Origin of the sequence: Nonomuraea sp. NPDC049158, assembly GCF_040648335.1 — a bacterium.
Taxonomy (GTDB): Bacteria; Actinomycetota; Actinomycetes; order Streptosporangiales; family Streptosporangiaceae; genus Nonomuraea.
Genome location: NZ_JBEZDM010000001.1, coordinates 233,498 through 250,888 on the forward strand (window position 1 = coordinate 233,498; position 17,391 = coordinate 250,888).

Annotated in this window: 13 protein-coding genes; 8 read left to right on the top strand and 5 right to left on the bottom strand. The window is 69.8% G+C overall.

The genetic code is table 11. The features are described from left to right. The first annotated feature begins 24 nt into the window (after window positions 1-24). Window positions 25-1,989: a family 10 glycosylhydrolase gene (locus AB0B61_RS01095; protein ID WP_358426014.1), complete on the top strand. Its 1,965-nt coding sequence runs from the start codon at window positions 25-27 to the stop codon at window positions 1,987-1,989. 7 nt (window positions 1,990-1,996) lie between these two features. Here AB0B61_RS01095 and AB0B61_RS01100 read toward each other — a convergent pair whose 3' ends face one another. Beyond that, entirely contained in the window at window positions 1,997-2,878 is an 882-nt protein-coding gene (locus AB0B61_RS01100) for an NAD(P)-dependent oxidoreductase (RefSeq protein ID WP_358426017.1), read from the bottom strand. Between the two features lie 248 nt (window positions 2,879-3,126). Between AB0B61_RS01100 and AB0B61_RS01105 the strand changes: the two genes are divergently transcribed. From AB0B61_RS01105 to AB0B61_RS01125, 5 genes are all read left to right on the top strand, one after another. Then, window positions 3,127-4,434: an extracellular solute-binding protein gene (locus AB0B61_RS01105; RefSeq protein ID WP_358426020.1), complete on the top strand. Its 1,308-nt coding sequence runs from the start codon at window positions 3,127-3,129 to the stop codon at window positions 4,432-4,434. After that, window positions 4,431-5,381, top strand: a complete 951-nt coding sequence (locus AB0B61_RS01110) for a sugar ABC transporter permease (protein WP_357941968.1) — start codon at window positions 4,431-4,433, stop codon at window positions 5,379-5,381. The genes AB0B61_RS01105 and AB0B61_RS01110 overlap by 4 nt, the downstream gene beginning before the upstream one ends. Then, window positions 5,378-6,205 (top strand): carbohydrate ABC transporter permease, encoded by an 828-nt coding sequence (locus tag AB0B61_RS01115; protein ID WP_225290058.1) that lies wholly within the window; start codon window positions 5,378-5,380, stop codon window positions 6,203-6,205. Before AB0B61_RS01110 ends, AB0B61_RS01115 begins: the two co-directional genes overlap by 4 nt. A 16-nt stretch (window positions 6,206-6,221) precedes the next feature. Then, entirely contained in the window at window positions 6,222-8,804 is a 2,583-nt protein-coding gene (locus AB0B61_RS01120) for a glycoside hydrolase family 78 protein (protein WP_358426024.1), read from the top strand. Between the two features lie 126 nt (window positions 8,805-8,930). Beyond that, window positions 8,931-10,673, top strand: coding sequence for a DUF4434 domain-containing protein (locus AB0B61_RS01125; RefSeq protein WP_358426027.1), 1,743 nt, complete (start codon window positions 8,931-8,933; stop codon window positions 10,671-10,673). A 124-nt stretch (window positions 10,674-10,797) separates the two neighbouring features. Here AB0B61_RS01125 and AB0B61_RS01130 read toward each other — a convergent pair whose 3' ends face one another. Continuing rightward, a complete protein-coding gene (locus AB0B61_RS01130) occupies window positions 10,798-11,922 on the bottom strand; it encodes an FAD-binding oxidoreductase (RefSeq protein ID WP_358426029.1) in 1,125 nt (374 codons plus the stop codon). 206 nt (window positions 11,923-12,128) lie between these two features. Here AB0B61_RS01130 and AB0B61_RS01135 point away from each other — a divergent pair, with 206 nt between their 5' ends. Beyond that, complete coding sequence (locus AB0B61_RS01135) at window positions 12,129-13,457, top strand: hypothetical protein (RefSeq protein WP_358426031.1); 1,329 nt, start codon at window positions 12,129-12,131, stop codon at window positions 13,455-13,457. Further along, complete coding sequence (locus AB0B61_RS01140; RefSeq protein WP_358426034.1) at window positions 13,454-14,254, top strand: transporter substrate-binding domain-containing protein; 801 nt, start codon at window positions 13,454-13,456, stop codon at window positions 14,252-14,254. The genes AB0B61_RS01135 and AB0B61_RS01140 overlap by 4 nt, the downstream gene beginning before the upstream one ends. On the opposite strand, the gene AB0B61_RS01145 is transcribed toward AB0B61_RS01140, so the two are convergent. The 3 genes from AB0B61_RS01145 to AB0B61_RS01155 all read right to left on the bottom strand — a co-directional run bounded on the left by AB0B61_RS01145 (window position 14,251) and on the right by AB0B61_RS01155 (window position 17,328). Further along, window positions 14,251-15,261: an ABC transporter substrate-binding protein gene (locus AB0B61_RS01145; protein ID WP_358426037.1), complete on the bottom strand. Its 1,011-nt coding sequence runs from the start codon at window positions 15,259-15,261 to the stop codon at window positions 14,251-14,253. The two genes, AB0B61_RS01140 and AB0B61_RS01145, sit on opposite strands and share 4 nt — an antisense overlap. Before the next feature lie 223 nt (window positions 15,262-15,484). Further along, window positions 15,485-16,588, bottom strand: coding sequence for a Gfo/Idh/MocA family oxidoreductase (locus tag AB0B61_RS01150; protein ID WP_358426040.1), 1,104 nt, complete (start codon window positions 16,586-16,588; stop codon window positions 15,485-15,487). Beyond that, a complete protein-coding gene (locus AB0B61_RS01155) occupies window positions 16,585-17,328 on the bottom strand; it encodes a sugar phosphate isomerase/epimerase (protein WP_358426043.1) in 744 nt (247 codons plus the stop codon). The genes AB0B61_RS01150 and AB0B61_RS01155 overlap by 4 nt, the downstream gene beginning before the upstream one ends. Window positions 17,329-17,391: the final 63 nt, after the last annotated feature.

The following is a 17,391-nucleotide window of genomic DNA, read 5'->3' on the forward strand; positions in this document are numbered from 1 at the left end:
CGAGAGAAGCTGAAACTTCTTTTCGTGACCACGCACCCCCTGCGCACCATCCTGGCCACGATGACCCTTGTGCTCACCGCCCTCGTGGTGCCCGCCACGGCTCCCGCCGTCTCGGCGGCGGCGTGCGTGACCGATCCCGCGACGCCCAAGCGGCAGTTACGGGGCATGTGGGTCTCCTCGGTCGCCAACATCGACTGGCCGAGCAGCGCGGGGCTGAGCGTGGCGGCCCAGCAGGCGGAGTTCAGGGCGTGGCTGGACCTGGCCGTGTCCAAGCGGATGAACGCCGTGTTCGTGCAGGTCAGGCCGACAGCGGACGCGTTCTGGCCCTCGTCGTACGAGCCGTGGTCACAGTGGCTCACCGGCACCCAGGGCAAGGATCCCGGCTACGACCCGATGGCCTTCATGGTCGCCGAGGCGCACGCCCGCAACCTGGAGTTTCACGCCTGGTTCAACCCGTACCGGATCTCCAATGACGACGATCCGAGCAAGCTGGTCGCCACCCATCCGGCACGTCAGCATCCAAGCTGGCGATTCGCCTATGGCGGCAAGCTCCTCTACAACCCCGGCATCCCGGAGGTCCGCGACTTCATCGAGGACGCCATCATGGACGCCGTCACCCGCTATGACCTCGACGGCGTGCACCTCGACGACTACTTCTACCCCTATCCGGTCAGTGGCCAGAGCATCCCGGACGCCGCGACGTACGCCCAGTACGGCGGCGGGTTCAGCAGCATCGCCGACTGGCGGCGCGACAACGTCAACCTGCTGGTGCGTGAGCTGGACCAGCGCATCCACGCCGCCAAGTCCTGGGTCGCCTTCGGCATCAGCCCGTTCGGCATCTGGCGCAACGCGAGCACCGACCCGCTCGGGTCCAGCACCTCTGGCCTGCAGTCCTACGACGCGATCTACGCCGACAGCAGGCTCTGGGTCAAGCAGGGCTGGGTCGACTACCTCGCGCCGCAGATCTACTGGCATATCGGAAACAGCGCCGCCGACTACGCGAAGCTGACCGCCTGGTGGTCGGGTGTCGTGAAGGGCACCGGCGTCCAGCTGGTCGTCGGCCAGGCCGCCTACCGCGCGGGCGCCAGCGGCCAGGACGCGGCCTGGCAGGATCCCGCCGAGCTCAGCGACCACCTCTACGACAACAGGAAGCACCCCGAGGTGGCCGGCGACGTCTACTTCAGCGCCAAGGACGTCAAGGCGAACCGGATCGGCGCCATCGCCGCGCTGGTCAACGCCCACTACGCCAAGCCCGCCCTGCTGCCCGCCCGCGGCACCGCCGCCGCACCGGCGGCGCCCGCGAGCGCAGCGGCGACCAGGGGCTCGGGCGGCGTGGCGCTCTCGTGGCAGGGCGGCGCCACGGCCTACGCGATCTACCGGGTCGACGGCTCCCAACCGGCGGCCGATCCGTGCGCGTACGCCGACGCCCGCAACCTGCTCGGCACGACCAGGAAGACCACCTTCACCGACGCCACGGCGACGGCCACCGGCGGCTACACCTACTACGTGACCGCGCTGAACCGGACGCACCAGGAGAGCGCGCCGAGCGCGGGCGCGGTGGTGACGGGCACGGCGGCGTTCAGTGTCGTGGTCGACAACGCAGGCGCCGGGTTCGCCGCGAGCTCCTCCTGGGGCACCTCATCGTTCTCGGCGCAGCTCTACGGGGCCGACTACCGCTTCGCCGACCCCGTCGCGGCCAGCGACCCGGCATGGTTCAAGGCGGCCATCCCGAGCGCCGGGAGCTACCGGGTGGAGGTCTGGTACGCCGCCAACGCGGGCTACAACAGCGCCACTCCGTATCTCGTGGCGGCGTCGGGCGGGAACCAGACCGTGGTCGTGGACCAGCGCACGGGAGGTGGCCAGTGGCGGACCCTCGGCACGTACACCCTCGACGCGGGCACCTACAACGTGGTCGGGGTGAGCCGCTGGACCACCACGACCGGCTACGTCATCGCGGACGCCGTGCGCATCACCAAGCTCACTTCATAGGAGCCTGTCACTTCTTGAGCGCCCGGCCGTCCTCGTCCAGGTAGTCGCGCCACGAGCGCTTGGGCGCCCAGCCGAGCAGGCGGACCGCCTTGGCGCAGGAGATGCCGGAGGCATCCGGACGGCTGAGCGGCCGCAGCGCGATCGCGTCGCCGTAGTGCTCCCGCAGGGCCGTCGCGAAGTCGTGGCCACCGACGTTGTCGGGCGAGGCGATGTAGAACACCTCGTGTCCCGGCAGATCGGACTCGGTGGCCAGCACGATGGCGTCGGCCAGGTCGTAGACGTCGATGTAGCTCCACAGCCCGGCCCCGGGCTGTCCGTCGCGGAGCTGCGGGCCCAGATTGCGCTCGTAGTTGCCCTCGTGCTGCACCCAGCTCGGCCGGATGGAGACGCATCGGATGTCTGACCGGCGCACGGCCGCGTCCATGAGCTGCTCGCCGAAGTGCTTGGCGGTGGCGTAGGGGTCCTGCGGCCGGATCGGGTGCTCTTCGTCCACGGGCGCGTAGTCGGGCAGGAAGGGCCGCTCGGGGAAGAAGAAGCCGGGCACGGTCTCGCTGGAGATGTTCACGAAGCGGGTCACGCCGAACCTGATCGCCGCCTCCAGCATGTTGAAGGTGGACATCAGGTTGTTCTGGAAGACCACGTGCGGCGGGTTGGTGCTGGGCTCGGGGATGGCGGCGGCGTGGACGACGGCGTCGGCGCCGCGGACCACCGCGTACGCCGCCCCGGCGTCGGTCAGGTCGGCCTGCTGGTAGCGGGGCGCGCCGGGCTCGGTCCGCTCCCAGACCGGGCGGGTGAGGTCGACGGCCGTCACCTCGTGACCGGCATCGAGCAGGGCCTGGGTGGCCGCACGTCCGACCTTTCCGTGGGCACCGGTGACGACGACGTGCATGGGAGCTCCTTAGCCGCAAGGGTCGGAGGTCCAGGATACGGGGACGGGCCGTCGGCGCTGAAGGTTTGAATCGTTTCGCTTCAGGGCGGATGTTTGCGGGTACCGGCGCGGATGACACGCCTTGAGCCGCTGATACGTTTCCGTTTCGTTACCGCAGGAGAGCCTTGACGGCCCTGGAACGTAAAGCCTATGTTAACGCCCTAACGAGGCCATTGAAACGATTTAAGCTTCGAGCCCCAAGGGGTGTTATGAAGACCACGCTTCACAGACTCGGGGTGGCCTTCTCCGCCGCCCTCCCCCTCCTTTCCCTGGCGGCATGCGGCTCGTCCGGCAGTACGACGGCCGCCGACGGCAGCGTCACGATCTCCTTCCTCTACGACAACAACGAAGCCACGGTCAACGGGGCCAAAGCAGTCGTCCAAGCTTTCGAGGCGGCCAACCCGAAGATCAAGATCGAGTCGGAGACCCGCCCGGCGGGCACCGAGGGCGACAACATCATCAAGACCCGGCTGTCCACGGGCGAGATGAGCGACGTCTTCTGGTACAACTCCGGGTCCCTGCTCCAGGCCCTGAACCCCGGTCAGACCCTCGTCGACCTCACCGGCGACCCGGTCGTGAAGAACGTGGAGGAGTCGTACCTGCCTGTTGTCACCCAGGGCGGGAAGGCGTACGGCGTGCCGACGGGGACCGCCACCGGTGGCGGCATCCTCTACAACCGCAAGGTCTACGAGAAGCTCGGGCTCCAGGTGCCCAAGAGCTGGGCCGAGTTCACGGCCAACAACGACAAGATCAAGGCCGCCGGGCTGACGCCGGTGATCTCCACGTTCAAGGACACCTGGACCTCGCAGCTGTTCGTGCTCGCGGACTTCTTCAACGTGCAGGCCGCCTCGCCGACCTTCGCCCAGGACTACACGGCCAACAAGGCCAAGTACGCCACCACCCCGGCCGCGCTGACCGGCTTCAAGCGCCTGGAAGAGGTGCACGCCAAGGGGTACCTCAACAAGGGCTTCGGCTCGGCCAACCTCGACGCGGGGATCAAGCTGCTGGCCGAGGGCCAGGGCGTGCACTATCCCCTGCTCACCGGAGTGGTGCCCGGGTTCATCAAGAAGTTCCCGCAGGTGGGCACCGACGTCGGCTTCTTCGGCCTGCCGGGTGACGACGCCGCCAAGAACGGCGCCACGGTCTGGGAGCCGAGTGCCGCCTACATCCCCAAGACGAGCAAGCACCTCGACGCCGCCAAGAAGTTCCTGGCCTTCATCGCCTCCCCGGAGGGTGCGGCCGCCCTTGGCAAGGGCACCCCGCCGGCCGGACCGTACCGGATCAAGGGGGCCAAGCTGCCGGACGACGCGGTCCAGGTAGCTAAGGACCTGCAGGTCTACCTCGACAACAAGGCGTCCGCGCCCGCGCTGGAGTTCGTCTCCCCGGTCAAGGGCCCGTCCCTTGAGCAGATCACCGTCGCGGTCGGCTCCGGCCTGACCACGGCGGCCGAGGGGGCGGCCCAGTACGACAAGGACGTGGAGAAGCAGGCCAAGCAACTGGGGCTCGCGGGGTGGTGACCTCCTCGAGGCCGAGCACGGCCACGTCGCCCGAGCCGCCCACCGCGGCGGCCGGGCGGCGTGCCCGCGCGCGCAAGGGGAAGGGCGGGCGCGGCGGCAACCCGTACCCCTACCTGTTCTATGTGCCCGCGGGGGTCGTCTACACGATCGTCTTCCTGGTTCCGACGATCATGGCCTTCTACTTCTCGATGACCAGGTGGACGCTGTTCGACAGCACCTTCGTGGGGCTGGAGAACTTCACCGACTTCTTCGCCGAGCAGAACCTGCGGATCGGCTTCCAGAACACCCTGATCTACGCGGTGACCACCAGCGGGCTGAAGGTCGTGCTGGGGATGGCGCTCGGCGTGCTGCTCACCTCGCGGATCAAGCTGCGCGGGTTCCTGCGTTCGGTGGTGTTCTTCCCGGTGCTGGTGAGCACGGTCGCGGTCGGCATCACGTTCAGCGTGCTGCTCAAGCCCGACACCGGGCTGGTGAACAAGGCGCTGGCCCTGGTGGGCATCTCGGGCCCCGACTGGCTCGGCGACGCGAACACCGCGCTGCTGTCGGTGGCGCTCGTGGACGTCTGGAAGGGCGTCGGCCTGGCCACCGTCATCTACATCGCCGGCATGATGTCGATCCCGCGTGACTACTACCAGGCGGTCGCGGTCGACGGTGGCGGCGCCTGGCACCGGTTCAGGTTCGTGACGCTGCCGCTGAGCTGGCCCGCCACCAACTCGGTGATCATCTTGTCCTTCATCGGCGGGCTGCGGTCCTTCGACCTCATCTGGACGATGACCCGCGGCGGACCCGGCTTCACCAGCGACGTCATCGCCTCGATCATCTACAAGCAGTATCAGGCGGGGTTCTTCGGCCTGTCGACCGCCGGGAACGTGATCCTGTTCATCGTGGTCACCGCGCTGGTCGTGCCGCTCACCCGCTTCCTGAGCGCCAGGGAGGTCGCCGCATGAGGGCGCTGCGCAGATCCGGGCCCGAACTCGTCGTGGTCCTCCTGGCCGTCGTCATCTTCGTCGTGCCGTTCTCGTTCATGGTGCTCACGGCGGTCAAGGACGAGGTCCAGTCGGCGGAGCTGGACTTCGGCTGGCCGACGAGCTGGCCCATCGTCCAGAACTTCGTCGAGGTGATCGAGGCGCGCGACTACGTGCTGCTGCGCGCCTTCCTCAACAGCACGATCCTCACGGTCGTGGCGGTCACGCTGCTGGTCGTCTTCTGCTCCATGGCCGGGTTCGTGCTGCAGCGCAGGGCGGGCCGCATGCGGTCGGTGGTCAACTTCCTGGTGCTGTCCGGGCTGATCATCCCGCCGGCGATCGTGCCGACCATCTGGGTGCTCCAGACGCTCGGCCTGTTCAAGACGCTGCCGGGGCTCATCTTCGTCGAAGTCGCCTTCCACATGTCGTACTCAGTGCTGCTTTATCGCGCTTTTGTGGCGGCGGTGCCGCGCGAGCTGGACGAAGCGGCGATGATCGACGGGTGCACCGGGTTCCGGCTGTTCTTCAAGGTGATCTTCCCGCTGCTCCGGCCGGTGACGATCACGGTCATCCTGACCACGTCGGTCGCCGTCTTCAACGACTTCGTCAACCCGCTCTACTTCCTGCCCGGTGACGAGAACGCCACCGTCCAGCTCACGCTGTACAACTTCCAAAGCCAATACAGCACGCAGTGGAACCTGCTGTTCATGGACATCGTGCTCATCACGATCCCGCCGCTGCTCGCTTTCATCTTCTTCAACCGCAAGATCGTGGCGGGGATGACCGCCGGCGCGATCAAGGGCTGACGCTCAGAGGAGCCGCATGACCATCGACCTGCGTTTCGAGCACCACCGAGAGCCGCTCGGCATCGGAGAACCCAGGCCACGGCTGTCCTGGACGGTCCGCGACGACCGTCCCGGTTGGCAACAGCACGGCTACGACGTCGAGATCCGCGACTCGGAGGGCAAGGTCGTCTCCACGACCGGGCGCTCCGACTCCGTGCTGGTCCCGTGGCCGGGTGACGACCTGCGCTCGCGGGAGCGCCGGGCCGTACGCGTGCGGGTCCGCGGTCAGGACGGCGAGGCGAGCGAGTGGAGCGAGTGGACCTGGGTCGAGGCCGGCCTGCTGGAGGCGGAGGAGTGGCGCGCGGAGGCGGCGGCGCCGCCCGCCGAGCTGCTCGGCGCGCCGGACGGGCCCGCGACCATGCTCAGGCGCGACTTCGCCCTCCGCGGGCCGGTCGAGCGGGCCCGCCTGTACGTGACCGGCCACGGCCTGTACGAGGTGGAGATCAACGGGCAGGTCGTGGGCGATGACGTGCTCGCGCCGGGCTGGTCGAGCTACGACCACCGCCTGCGCTACCGCACGCACGACGTCACCGCGCTGCTGTCGGAGGGTGACAACGCCATCGGCGCGATGCTCGCCGACGGGTGGTACCGCGGCCGTGTCGGCTTCAAGGACGGCCGGGTCGAGACGTACGGCTCGCGCACCGCGCTCATCGCCCAGCTCGAGGTCGTCTACGCCGACGGCTCGACCGACGTCGTGACCACCGACGGCTCCTGGCGCTGCGCCCGTGGCCCGATCCTCGCGGCGAGCCTGTACGACGGCGAGAAGTACGACGCCCGCCTGCTGCCCGCCGGCTGGTCCGCGCCCGGCTTCGACGACGGCGCGTGGCTGCCCGCCGACGTCGTGGACCACGACCGCGGCCTGCTCGTCGCCCCCACCGGCCCGCCGGTCCGCCGCTTCGAGACGCTGCGTCCCGTCGAGGTCATCGAAGGGCCGGCCGGTGAGACGATCCTCGACTTCGGCCAGAACATCTCCGGCCGCCTGCGCATCCGCGTCCAGGGACCGGCGGGCCACACCGTCACGCTGCGCCACGCCGAGGTCCTGGAGAACGGCGCCCTGTCGCGCCGCCCGCTGCGCAACGCGGCCGCCCAGGACGAGTACACCCTGGCCGGCGGCGCGGAGGAGGAGTGGGAGCCGCGCTTCACCATGCATGGCTTCCGCTACGCCGAGCTGATCGACTGGCCGGGCGAGCTGCGCCCCGACAGCGTCCAGGCGGTCGTCTGCCACACCGACATGCGGCGTACCGGCTGGTTCACCTGCTCGGACCCGCAGCTCCAGCGCCTGCACGACAACGTGGTGTGGAGCATGCGCGGCAACTTCGTCGACCTGCCGACCGACTGCCCCCAGCGCGACGAGCGCCTCGGCTGGACCGGCGACATCCAGGTCTTCGCCCCCACCGCGGCCTTCCTGTACGACTGCGCGGGCACGCTCGGCTCCTGGCTCGCCGACCTGGCCGCCGAACAGGACGAGTCGGGCATGGTGCCCTACTACATCCCGTGGGTCGGCCTCGAGTTCCCCGCCATGCCGACGGCGGCGTGGGGCGACGCGGCGGTGATCGTGCCCTGGGTGCTCTACGAGCGCTTCGGGGACCTCGGGGTGCTGGAGACGCAGTACGACAGCATGAAGGGCTGGGTCGACCACATCGCCGGCATCGCCGGGGACGACCACCTGTGGGACGAGGGCTTCCAGTTCGGCGACTGGCTCGACCCCGCCGCGCCGCCGGACCGGCCCGGCAAGGCCAGGACCGACCCGTACCTCATCGCCACCGCCTACCACGCCTGGACCGCGCAACTCGTGGCCGACACCGCCGAGCTGCTGGGCCGGGGCGAGGACGCGAAGAAGTACGGCGAACTGGCCGCCGAGGTCCGGGCGGCCTTCCGCCGCGAGTACCTCTCGCCGTCGGGCCGCCTGGTCAGCGACACCCAGACCGCCTACGCGCTGTCCCTGCACCTCGGCCTGGCCGAGACGCCGGAGCAGCGGGCGCGGGCGGGCAAGCGGCTGGCCGAGCTGGTGGACCAGGACGACTACCGCATCGGCACCGGCTTCGTCGGCACGCCGCTGGTCTGCGCCGCCCTGGCCGCGGCGGGGGAGCACGACACCGCCTACCGGCTGCTGACGCAGCGCGAATGCCCCTCGTGGCTGTACCCGGTGACCATGGGCGCGACCACGATCTGGGAGCGCTGGGACAGCATGCTGCCCGACGGCTCGGTCAACCCCGGTGAGATGACCTCGTTCAACCACTACGCGCTGGGGGCGGTCGCCGACTTCCTGCACGGCACGCTCGCCGGCCTGGCCCCCGCCGCGCCCGGCTACCGCCGCATCCGCGTCGCGCCGCGGCCCGGCGCCGGCCTCACCCACGCCTCCGCCGAGCACGAGACGCCGTACGGCCCGGCGGCGGTGGCCTGGTCCCGGACGGGCGGCAACCTCACGGTCACCGTCTCCGTGCCGTCGGGGACGACGGCCGAGGTCGACCTGCCGTCCGGGGAGCTGGTGGAGGTCGGGTCGGGGATGCACACCTTCACCACGCCGTACCGCGATCCGGCGGACGACCCGGTGGCCTGAGGGGTCCGTGTCGTGGCCCCCAGGTTCGTTTCCTGGGGGTCCGGCCGGCCCGCGATAAGGTGCATGGGGTGATCTAACGGGTACGACCGTTCTGGCCGCGAGCGGACACTCGCGCGAGGAGGTCATGTGGTATCCGGGTGGATCCTGCGCGGGTTCGCGGCCGTGGCGGTGCTGGCCGCCACCGTCGTTCCTGGGATGCGGGCCGAGGCCACGACACTCTCTCCGACGCCTGTCGTGACACCCGCTTTCACGACGCCCGCTGCGACGACGCCTGCCACGACGACTTCTCCCACGACTTCTGCCGTGACGCCGGTCGACGCGGGGTGTCCGGCGCGGGACACCCGGGTCGACGCGCCGTACGCGATCACCGGCTACTGGCTGGTGCCCCGCTCGGACCCGTGCGTCACGCGGCGGACCGTGGAGGCGATCCACGGGGTCGGCGGTGACACGCTCATCACGTTCGGCCCGCGCCTGGTGCCCAGCCGGGTCGACCGGGCGGGGCGGCTGTTGAAGGAGGGCGCGCCCGACCCCGACTTCACCGGCTGCGTCGAGAACGGGAAGACGTGCTACCAGGCCGCTCGGGAGGCGGTTCCGCGCATCCGCCGGGTCTACGGCTATGCGGCGAACGAGCTGTTCGGCGACGGCCTGCTGCGCTGTCCGGGCCTGGACCGGCGGATCGAGAGCGGTGAGCGGGTCTACTACCGGCTGCTGCTGGGCAGATCCTGCTCACGCGGCCCGTACGACCTCGTGCTGATCGCCACCGACGGCGACGGGCTGGGCAACCTGATGGCGGAGGCGGCCGCGTACGGGATGAAGGTGTTCCCTGGGCTGCCCGCCGCGCCGCAGGACGTCAAGCGGCCGTGGCTGCCCGACCTCACGCACCTCGGCGCCGTGACCGCGCTCACCGAGCGGGTGGTGACGGACTATCGGGGCAGGTACGGGTCGTCGGCGGCGTTCGCCGGGGTGTACCAGTCGTTCGAGCTGGCGGTGAAGTCGCGGCCCAGCGTCGATCCGACCATCGACCTGTACCAGGCCCAGCACGCCGTGGTGGCCGCCACGCTGCCCGGGAAGAAGATCCTGGTCAGCCCCTATTTCGACGCGCGCAGGGACAAAGGCTTCCCGCCCGAGCGGGTGGGGCCGGGGTTGTCCGCCATCGCCGCCACCGCGCACGGCGCGCCCATGATCGTCGCCGTGCAGGACGGGCGCGGAACGGGCAAAGTGCCCGTGTACGGCCGCGACGAGGTGGACGCCAAGGTCGATCCCCGCCTGGTGCCGATGGTGGGAGACGTGACCAACCGGAAGGCGTACTACGGCTCGACCTACGACTACCTCCAGGCGGCGGCGCGGTCACGGCCGCCGGGAGTGGAGCTGTGGATGAACGCGGAGGCCTTCGAACCCGCCCCGGTGGCCGGCGAGTGCGGCCGGGCCGACCCGCTGCCGCTACGCGGCCGGACGACCAAGAAACGGCTGGACGCCCAGGTCATGGCGGCCGGCGCGGCCGTGACCAAGGTGATCTCCTACGGCTGGGACCCGTTCCTGACCTGCCGGCTCAACTGGATGACCCCGTCGTTGAGCGACGACCTCCACGGCTCCTGGAACGCACCGCTCATCCTCGGCGCGACCAGGAACGCGACCGGGATCGCGATCACCGGCCGCAACCTCGCGGGCGGGACGATCAAGGTCCAGTACGCCCGCGCCGGGTCGGGGATGAAGACGGTGACCGTCGCCCAGGGCCCGGACGAGGCCGGCACCGCCTGGGTCCCCTTCACCACGCCCACGGACGTCGACCCCCGCCGCCCGTTCCTCTACATCACGGCCGTGAACGGCACCGGCCGGCCCAGCACCAACGCGTACGTCATCCCCGCTTAGCGCGGCGACCACGAGCGCTCGCCGGGCATCCGTTCTTCCGTTCCCCGAAGGGCCCTCCTTGGGGACTCCAGCCACCACGGACCGTCACACGGACCGAGACGGTCGCGTGACGAACCACCCGGGGTCACCCCGTTCGGATGAAGCGCCCCGGACGGAAGTCCTCCAGGAGCGGATGCCGGGTGCCGGTGAGCACCTCGTACGCAGTGAGCTCCCCGGCGATGAGCCCCAGCGTCGCACCCGAGTGGGTGAACGCCACATGGCAGCCGGGCACCGACTCCAGCTCGCCGAAGACCGGGTCGCCATCCCCCGGTATGGGTTTGCGGCCGAGCCGCCACGACGCCGCCCGGAGAGTGACATCACCCTGGAGCAGGGCGGACGCCTCGGCGACGAGCTCCTTGACGTACTTCTCGTCGATCGAGCAGGAGCCGTCGTCGTGCTCGGTGATGTGCTCCTCGTACCAGCTGTGGTCGATCGCGAACGTCGACCCGGGGTTGGGGCGCATCGCCGCGCGCGGCGTGTTCAGCACGGTCACGACCTCGGTCTCGACCGGCTCGGTGATGACGAGCATGGACAGCGGGGACGCGTCCGGCAGGTTCACGCCGAGCTCCGCGAGCACCGCCGGGGTCTGCGCGCCGCAGGCGGCCACGACGGCGTCGCCACGCCACGCCGTGCCGTCGGCGCCGCGCACTCCCCGTGCCCGGCCGTCCTCCACGATCACCGAGCAGCGTCCCGCGCCGGTGACGAGCCGGCCCCCGCGGCGGACCAGCTCGTCGGCGAGCTCGCGGATCAGGTGGGGGAGGGAGACCCAGCCGTCACCCGGATTGTGGATCGCGAGGCCCGCCCCCACCTGGACCCCGCTGACCCGGTCGCTGGTGTCCGCGCGGCCGATGAGGTGCGACTCGTAGCCGCTCGCGACCTCGTGCGCGTGCCGTGCGCGGGTCGCCTCGCCCCCGTCGGGGGTCGTCCACCACAGGCCGCCGTCGAAGCGCAGCCAGTCCCGGCTCGGGTCGGCGGCGAACAGGGTGCGGTAGCGGTCGATGCCGAGGATGCGCAGGAGATGGTACGAGCCGGACCGGATGCCCGCCGAGTTGAGCCAGGACAACGAACGTCCCGACGCGCCGCCGGCGAGCTCCGATTCGGTGACCAGGACGACCTCGGCGCCGCCGCGTACGAGGTGCACGGCGGTGGACACGCCGAGGATGCCGCCCCCGAGGACGACGACGCGCCGGGCCGCGGTGTGGTCTGTCATGTGACTCCTGACGTCGTAGAGCGGGTATGGGCACGTTAGCTTCCGGCGGCCGAACGGGGGCAAACCTGTCCTCTTCGGCGGTGCGACCGGCAGTCCCTCTTGCGGATCTGTCACTTCCGCGGCCATGCTCGAATTTCTGAGCACGAGTCGATCTCGGGAGGCGCGTTGCACACCGGCGATCCCCGCGTCTCCCGCCGGAGCGGGCCATGACGGTGACAGCGGCGCCTCCGGTCCGGCGCGAGAAGTCGGTCTCCGGGCGGGTGCGTACGCTGGCCGGGCTGTCCCTTCTGACGCTGGCGCTCCTGCTGGCCGCGATCCTGGCCGGCGCGGCGAGTACGGGCTCCGGCTTACGCACCATCGGGCATGACGCCGGGCCGCAGGTGCTCGCCACCACGGGCCTGTATCGGCAGATGTCGGAGATGGACGCACTGGTGGCCGAGACCTTGCTGCTGGGCAGCGAGTACGGCCCCCAGCAGCAGGCCGATCTGACCAACTATGACCAGCGGCGGCTGGAGATCTCCGAGAGCCTGCTCAAGGCGTACCGGCTGGCTCTGGACAATCCCGCCGAGCAACGTACGGTCGAGTCGCTGATCGAGGGGCTGGGCCGCTACGAACGGCTGGCGACCCAGGCCCGGTTGCTGGACGTGCAGTCCAAGCACACCGCGGGACAGCCGCCCGACAATGTGGTCCAGGCCTACCAGAAGGCCACCGACCTCATGCACCGCGAACTGCTTCCCCAGGCCTACAACCTGACCTTGGAAACCGGGACGATCGTCCGGCGCGCGCACGTGGCCGAGCGCTCGACCACCTCGTTGGCCCGCTTCGCCGTCATCGTCGCCGGGCTGCTCGCGCTGGCCTGCCTGCTGGGGCTGCAGACGTATCTGACCCGCAGGTTCCGCCGGGTCTTCGCGCCGGCCCTGGTGGTCGCCACCGTGCTCACCGTGGTCGGTCTGGTGATGGGCACGGCTCTGCTCAACCGGCAGGGCCAGGCGCTGGACGAGGCCAAGCGCGGCGGTTTCGACGCGGTGCTCACCTTGACCAGGGCACGGGCGATCAGCAACAGCATGCACGGAGACCAGAGCCGCTACCTGCTCGACCGCTACCGCAAGGACACCTACGAACACGCCTTCCTGGACAAGTCCCAGACGATCGCGGCCGTCGAGTCCACCAGCCTGCCCGACTACCAGAGCAAGCTGCGGGCCGACTTCCAGGGCCTGCTCGGCAGCCTGACGGGCCAGGACCGGGAACGCCTCTTCGCCGTCTACCAGAAGTTCCAGCAGGCGGACGCGCTGATGCGGACCATGACGGCGGAAGCGGCGATCAAGTACTGGGACGGCGAGCTCACCCAGACCTACGAAAGCTACGACAAGGTGCTGGAGGAACTGGTCCGGCGGCACGAGTCCGACTTCGAGCGCGCCATCGACAACGGCGACGGAGCCCTGGAGACGCTGTGGCGGTTGATCCCCGCCGGGCTGGCCGCCGGCGCCCTGCTCATCCTGGTCGGGATCTGGCCACGGCTCAGGGAGTACCGGTGAGAAAGCTGCTGATCTGTCTGATGCTGCTGCTCACCGCCTGCGGCGCGGGGCGGCCGGAATCCCTCGTGGACAAGGACGAGCTGATCGTCGCCATCCGCTCCGACGTCCCGCTGATCAGTTTCAAGGGGCAGGACGGCGTTTACCACGGCTTCAACATCGACGTGGCCAAGTATCTCATCTCCCGGCTGGGCAAGCAGATCCGCTGGCTGGAGATCACCGCCGGAGACCAGCTCACCGTGCTCACACAGGGGCGTGCCGACCTGGTCTTCGCCCACATGTCGGTCACCCCGGAGCGGAAGAAGGTGATCGACTTCGCCGGGCCGTACCACGTCGACTTCCAGGACATCGCGGTACGGCCGGCCGACAAGGACGTCATCCGCGACGTCCGCGACCTGGAGGGCCGCAAGATCTGCTGGGTGCGCGGCACGAACATCGCCCAGCGGATCATCGACGAGCGCCGGGTCAAGGCGATCGCCGTCCCCGCACCCGACTACAACGTCTGCCTGCAGATGATCAAGGACGGCAGGATCGACGCCATCTCCACCAACAGCCAGATCCTGGCGGGACTGCTCACCAAGCCGGGCGTCGACCTGCACCTGGTCGGCGCGACCTTCAACGAGCAACGTACGGCGATCGGCATTCGCAAGGGTGATGTCGACGGCTGTGAGGAGCTCAACCGGGCCATCACCGAGATGTACCAGGACGGCACGGCGAACATGCTGCTGGACAAGTGGTTCGGCAAGTCGGGCATCGACCTGTCGGTGGTCTCGGTCCCGCAGTTCGAGGGCTGCTCCTAGACGGGCGGCCGGGCGATCTCCGCGCTGAACCTGTCGACCAGTGCCTGCTTGGCGCGCCCGGCCACCTCCACATCGTACGAGACCAGCTTGACCGTCGCCGGGTCGGCGGCCTTGGAGTGCGCCGGCACCGTGGTGTTGGTGGGCAGGGCGTAGAAGTTCACCAGCGGCCCCAGCCGCTGGGATTCTCCGCTCAGCGCCCAGTCGACGTACTTGCGTGCGCTGTCGGGGTTGTGGGCCCCGGCCAGTACGGCCAGGCCGCCGAGCTCGTAGCCGGTGCCCTCCTGCGGGAAGGTCACCTCCAGGTTCGGATAGCCCTGCTCCTGGGCGGCGACGCAGTCATGGGAGAAGACGACGCCGACCGCCGCCTCCTCCTTGGCCGCCTGCGAGGCGGCCGCGCTGCCGGAGGAGTTGTACCTCAGGACGTTCGGGTGAAGGCTACGCATGTAGCCGAGTGCCTTGTCCTGGTCGCGGCCGTTGAGTTCCACCTGTGTCCACAGGGCGGTGTAGGCGGTTCCGGAGGTGGCCGGGTGGGCGATGGCGACGCTGCCGCGCAGTCGCTCGTCCAGCAGCTCCCGCCAGGAGTGGATCGGCTGCATGCCGCGCTTGGCCAGCTCCTTGGTGTTGTTGCAGAAGGCCAGCACACCGGCGTAGATCCCGCTCCAGGCATACTCCGGATCGGCCCACCCGTGCCGGATTTCACTGGCTTTTTCGGATTTGTACGGCGCCAGCAGTCCCTGACTCTTGGCGGCGACGTAGGAGTCGGCCGGACCGCCATGCCAGACGTCGAACTCCTGCCGCGCCCTGGCCGCCTTGATCCGCTCCAGCGCCTCCCCACTCGACAGCCGGACGAATTCGGCCTCCACGCCGGTGGAATCGGAGAACCTCTTGACCATCATCGCGCACCACCGCTCACTCGCGCCGCACGCGACCGTGATCTTGTCCCGCCTCGGCGTCGAACAGCCCGTGGCCAGCAGGATCGCGATCAATGCGATGGCCAACGGCCTCATAGCCACTCCCGGGGGGTTCGTCGACGTCGCGCCCACGTGCCGATCCCATTCGACACTCCGCCACGAGCGTCACGCAACCGATCTCCACTTGGGGCCAACTTGCTCACGCCCAAGGTCGACCCGCTCACGCCCAAGGTCGACCCGCTCACGCGCTCGGCCGGCCTGCTCGCGCTCGGCTGCCCAAGCGAGAGCAGCCGAGCGTGAACAGGCCGGTCTGCTACGTCTACGTCAGCGTGGCGGCGTGCGGGTCCCAGCCGTCAGGCAGTGGTGGTGGGGTGGGTGACGTGGTGTGCAGGCGGCGGGCCTCGCCGTCCTCTCCGGCCTCGCCGATGGCGGTCATGATCTCCAGTACGTGCTGGGCGAGCGCGCCCGAGGCCCGGTGCGGGGTTCCGGTACGCAACGACCTGGCCATGTCCAGGACGCCCAGGCCGCGTCCGGCCGTCGTACCCGTGACGGGCAGTTCCCGCCACTCGGCGTCATGCGGACCGCGGGCCAGCAGTTGCCCGTCGAAGTTGTTGGGGTCGGGCAGCGACAGCGCCCCCTCGGTGCCGATGATCTCGATCGTCTGCCGGCGGATGGCCGAGTCGAAGCTGAACGTCGCGGTCGCGCTGGCGCTGCCCGCGAAGTCGATCAGTGCGTTGACGTGCGTGGGAACCTCCACCGCGAACGCGGTGCCCGCCTTCGGCCCCGAGCCGATCACCCGGTGGTCGCGGGCCCGCCGGGTGCTGGCCGTGACGCGGGCCGCCGGGCCGAGCAGGGCGACGAGGGCGGTCAGGTAGTAGGGGCCCAGGTCGAACAGGGGACCGGCGCCACGCTGGTAGAGGAACTCGGGATTGGGGTGCCACGACTCGGGGCCGAGACTCTGAAAGGCGGCCGTGACGCCCACCGGGGTACCGATGAGGCCGGAAGCGAGCGCCTTGGCCGCCGACTGGAGCCCCGCGCCGAGGAAGGTGTCGGGGGCGTTGCCGACGAGCAGGTCGAGGTTCGCCGCCTCCGCGGTGACCTTGGCCGCCTCATCCATGTCCAGGGCCAGCGGCTTCTCGCTGTACACGTGCTTGCCCGCGCGCAGCGCCGCGAGCGCGACGGCGGCGTGCGCGGCCGGGATCGTCAGGTTGACGACGATCTCCACCTCCGGCACCGCCAGCACGGTCTCGACGGTGCCGGAGACCGGCACCCCGTGCTCGCGCGCGGCGGCCTCGGCCCTGGCCGTGTCGAGGTCGGCGATCCCGAGCACGCGGACGTCGGGGAAGGAGGACAGATGATGGAGATAGTTGGCGCTGATCACACCGGCGCCGACGATGGCGACGCCTACGGGTCCGGAGCTCATGAAGCGCTCAGCTCGGTGAGGTAGGCGTGGCTGCCCGCGAGCGCCTCGAAGATGTCGCCCGCGCAGCTGTCGAGCTCCACGATCCGCCAGGTGTCCGGGCTGGCCGCGAGGATCTCCGGCACCGGCATGACGCCCTGTCCCACGGCCACGTGCGGCTCCTCTTTGACACCCGGACCGTCCTTGACGTGCAGCGCCAGGATCCGGGAGGAAAGACCGCGCAGCAGGGCGGGCACGTCCGCGCCGCCCACGGCGGCCCAGTAGGTGTCGATCTCCAGGAACACCTCCGGAGCCAGCAGGTCGGCAAGAGCCTCCAGGGCGTGGCGGCCGTCGATCCGCGGCTCGATCTCCCACCAGTGGTTGTGGTAGCCGATCCGCATGTCGTACGCGGCCGCCTGCTCGGCCAGGCCGTTCAGCAGGTCGGCGGTCCTGGACAGGCCGTCGCGCGTGGTGAACTCCTCGTGCGCGATGCCGCCCGGGATGATCACCAGATCGGTGCCCACGGTGGCGATGGCCTCGAAGACCTCGGCGGGCTCCTTGCTGAGCAGCGCGTAGGCGTGCGTACTCGACACGGCCAGCCCGAGATCGTCGGCCACCTGCCGGAAGCCCTTGGGATCGCCGGTGGGATCGAAGGGCTCGACGGCCCCGTAACCGATCCCGGCTATCCGGCGCAGCACGTCATCACGGTCGGCGGCCAGTTGGTCCCTTACGGAGTAGAGCTGCACACTGAGCGGCTTGGTCATCCTCGGCTCCCCTGGTGCTTTTAGTCCACAATCTGTACATAATCCTCCGAGGTGGATCAGACA

Coding starts and splice junctions, on each gene's coding strand:
- AB0B61_RS01150 (WP_358426040.1), bottom strand. CDS start 16,588: ATGAGCTCCGGACCCGTAGGCGTCGCCATCGTCGGCGCCGGTGTGATC.
- AB0B61_RS01135 (WP_358426031.1), top strand. CDS start 12,129: ATGACGGTGACAGCGGCGCCTCCGGTCCGGCGCGAGAAGTCGGTCTCC.
- AB0B61_RS01145 (WP_358426037.1), bottom strand. CDS start 15,261: ATGAGGCCGTTGGCCATCGCATTGATCGCGATCCTGCTGGCCACGGGC.
- AB0B61_RS01105 (WP_358426020.1), top strand. CDS start 3,127: ATGAAGACCACGCTTCACAGACTCGGGGTGGCCTTCTCCGCCGCCCTC.
- AB0B61_RS01155 (WP_358426043.1), bottom strand. CDS start 17,328: ATGACCAAGCCGCTCAGTGTGCAGCTCTACTCCGTAAGGGACCAACTG.
- AB0B61_RS01115 (WP_225290058.1), top strand. CDS start 5,378: ATGAGGGCGCTGCGCAGATCCGGGCCCGAACTCGTCGTGGTCCTCCTG.
- AB0B61_RS01100 (WP_358426017.1), bottom strand. CDS start 2,878: ATGCACGTCGTCGTCACCGGTGCCCACGGAAAGGTCGGACGTGCGGCC.
- AB0B61_RS01120 (WP_358426024.1), top strand. CDS start 6,222: ATGACCATCGACCTGCGTTTCGAGCACCACCGAGAGCCGCTCGGCATC.
- AB0B61_RS01130 (WP_358426029.1), bottom strand. CDS start 11,922: ATGACAGACCACACCGCGGCCCGGCGCGTCGTCGTCCTCGGGGGCGGC.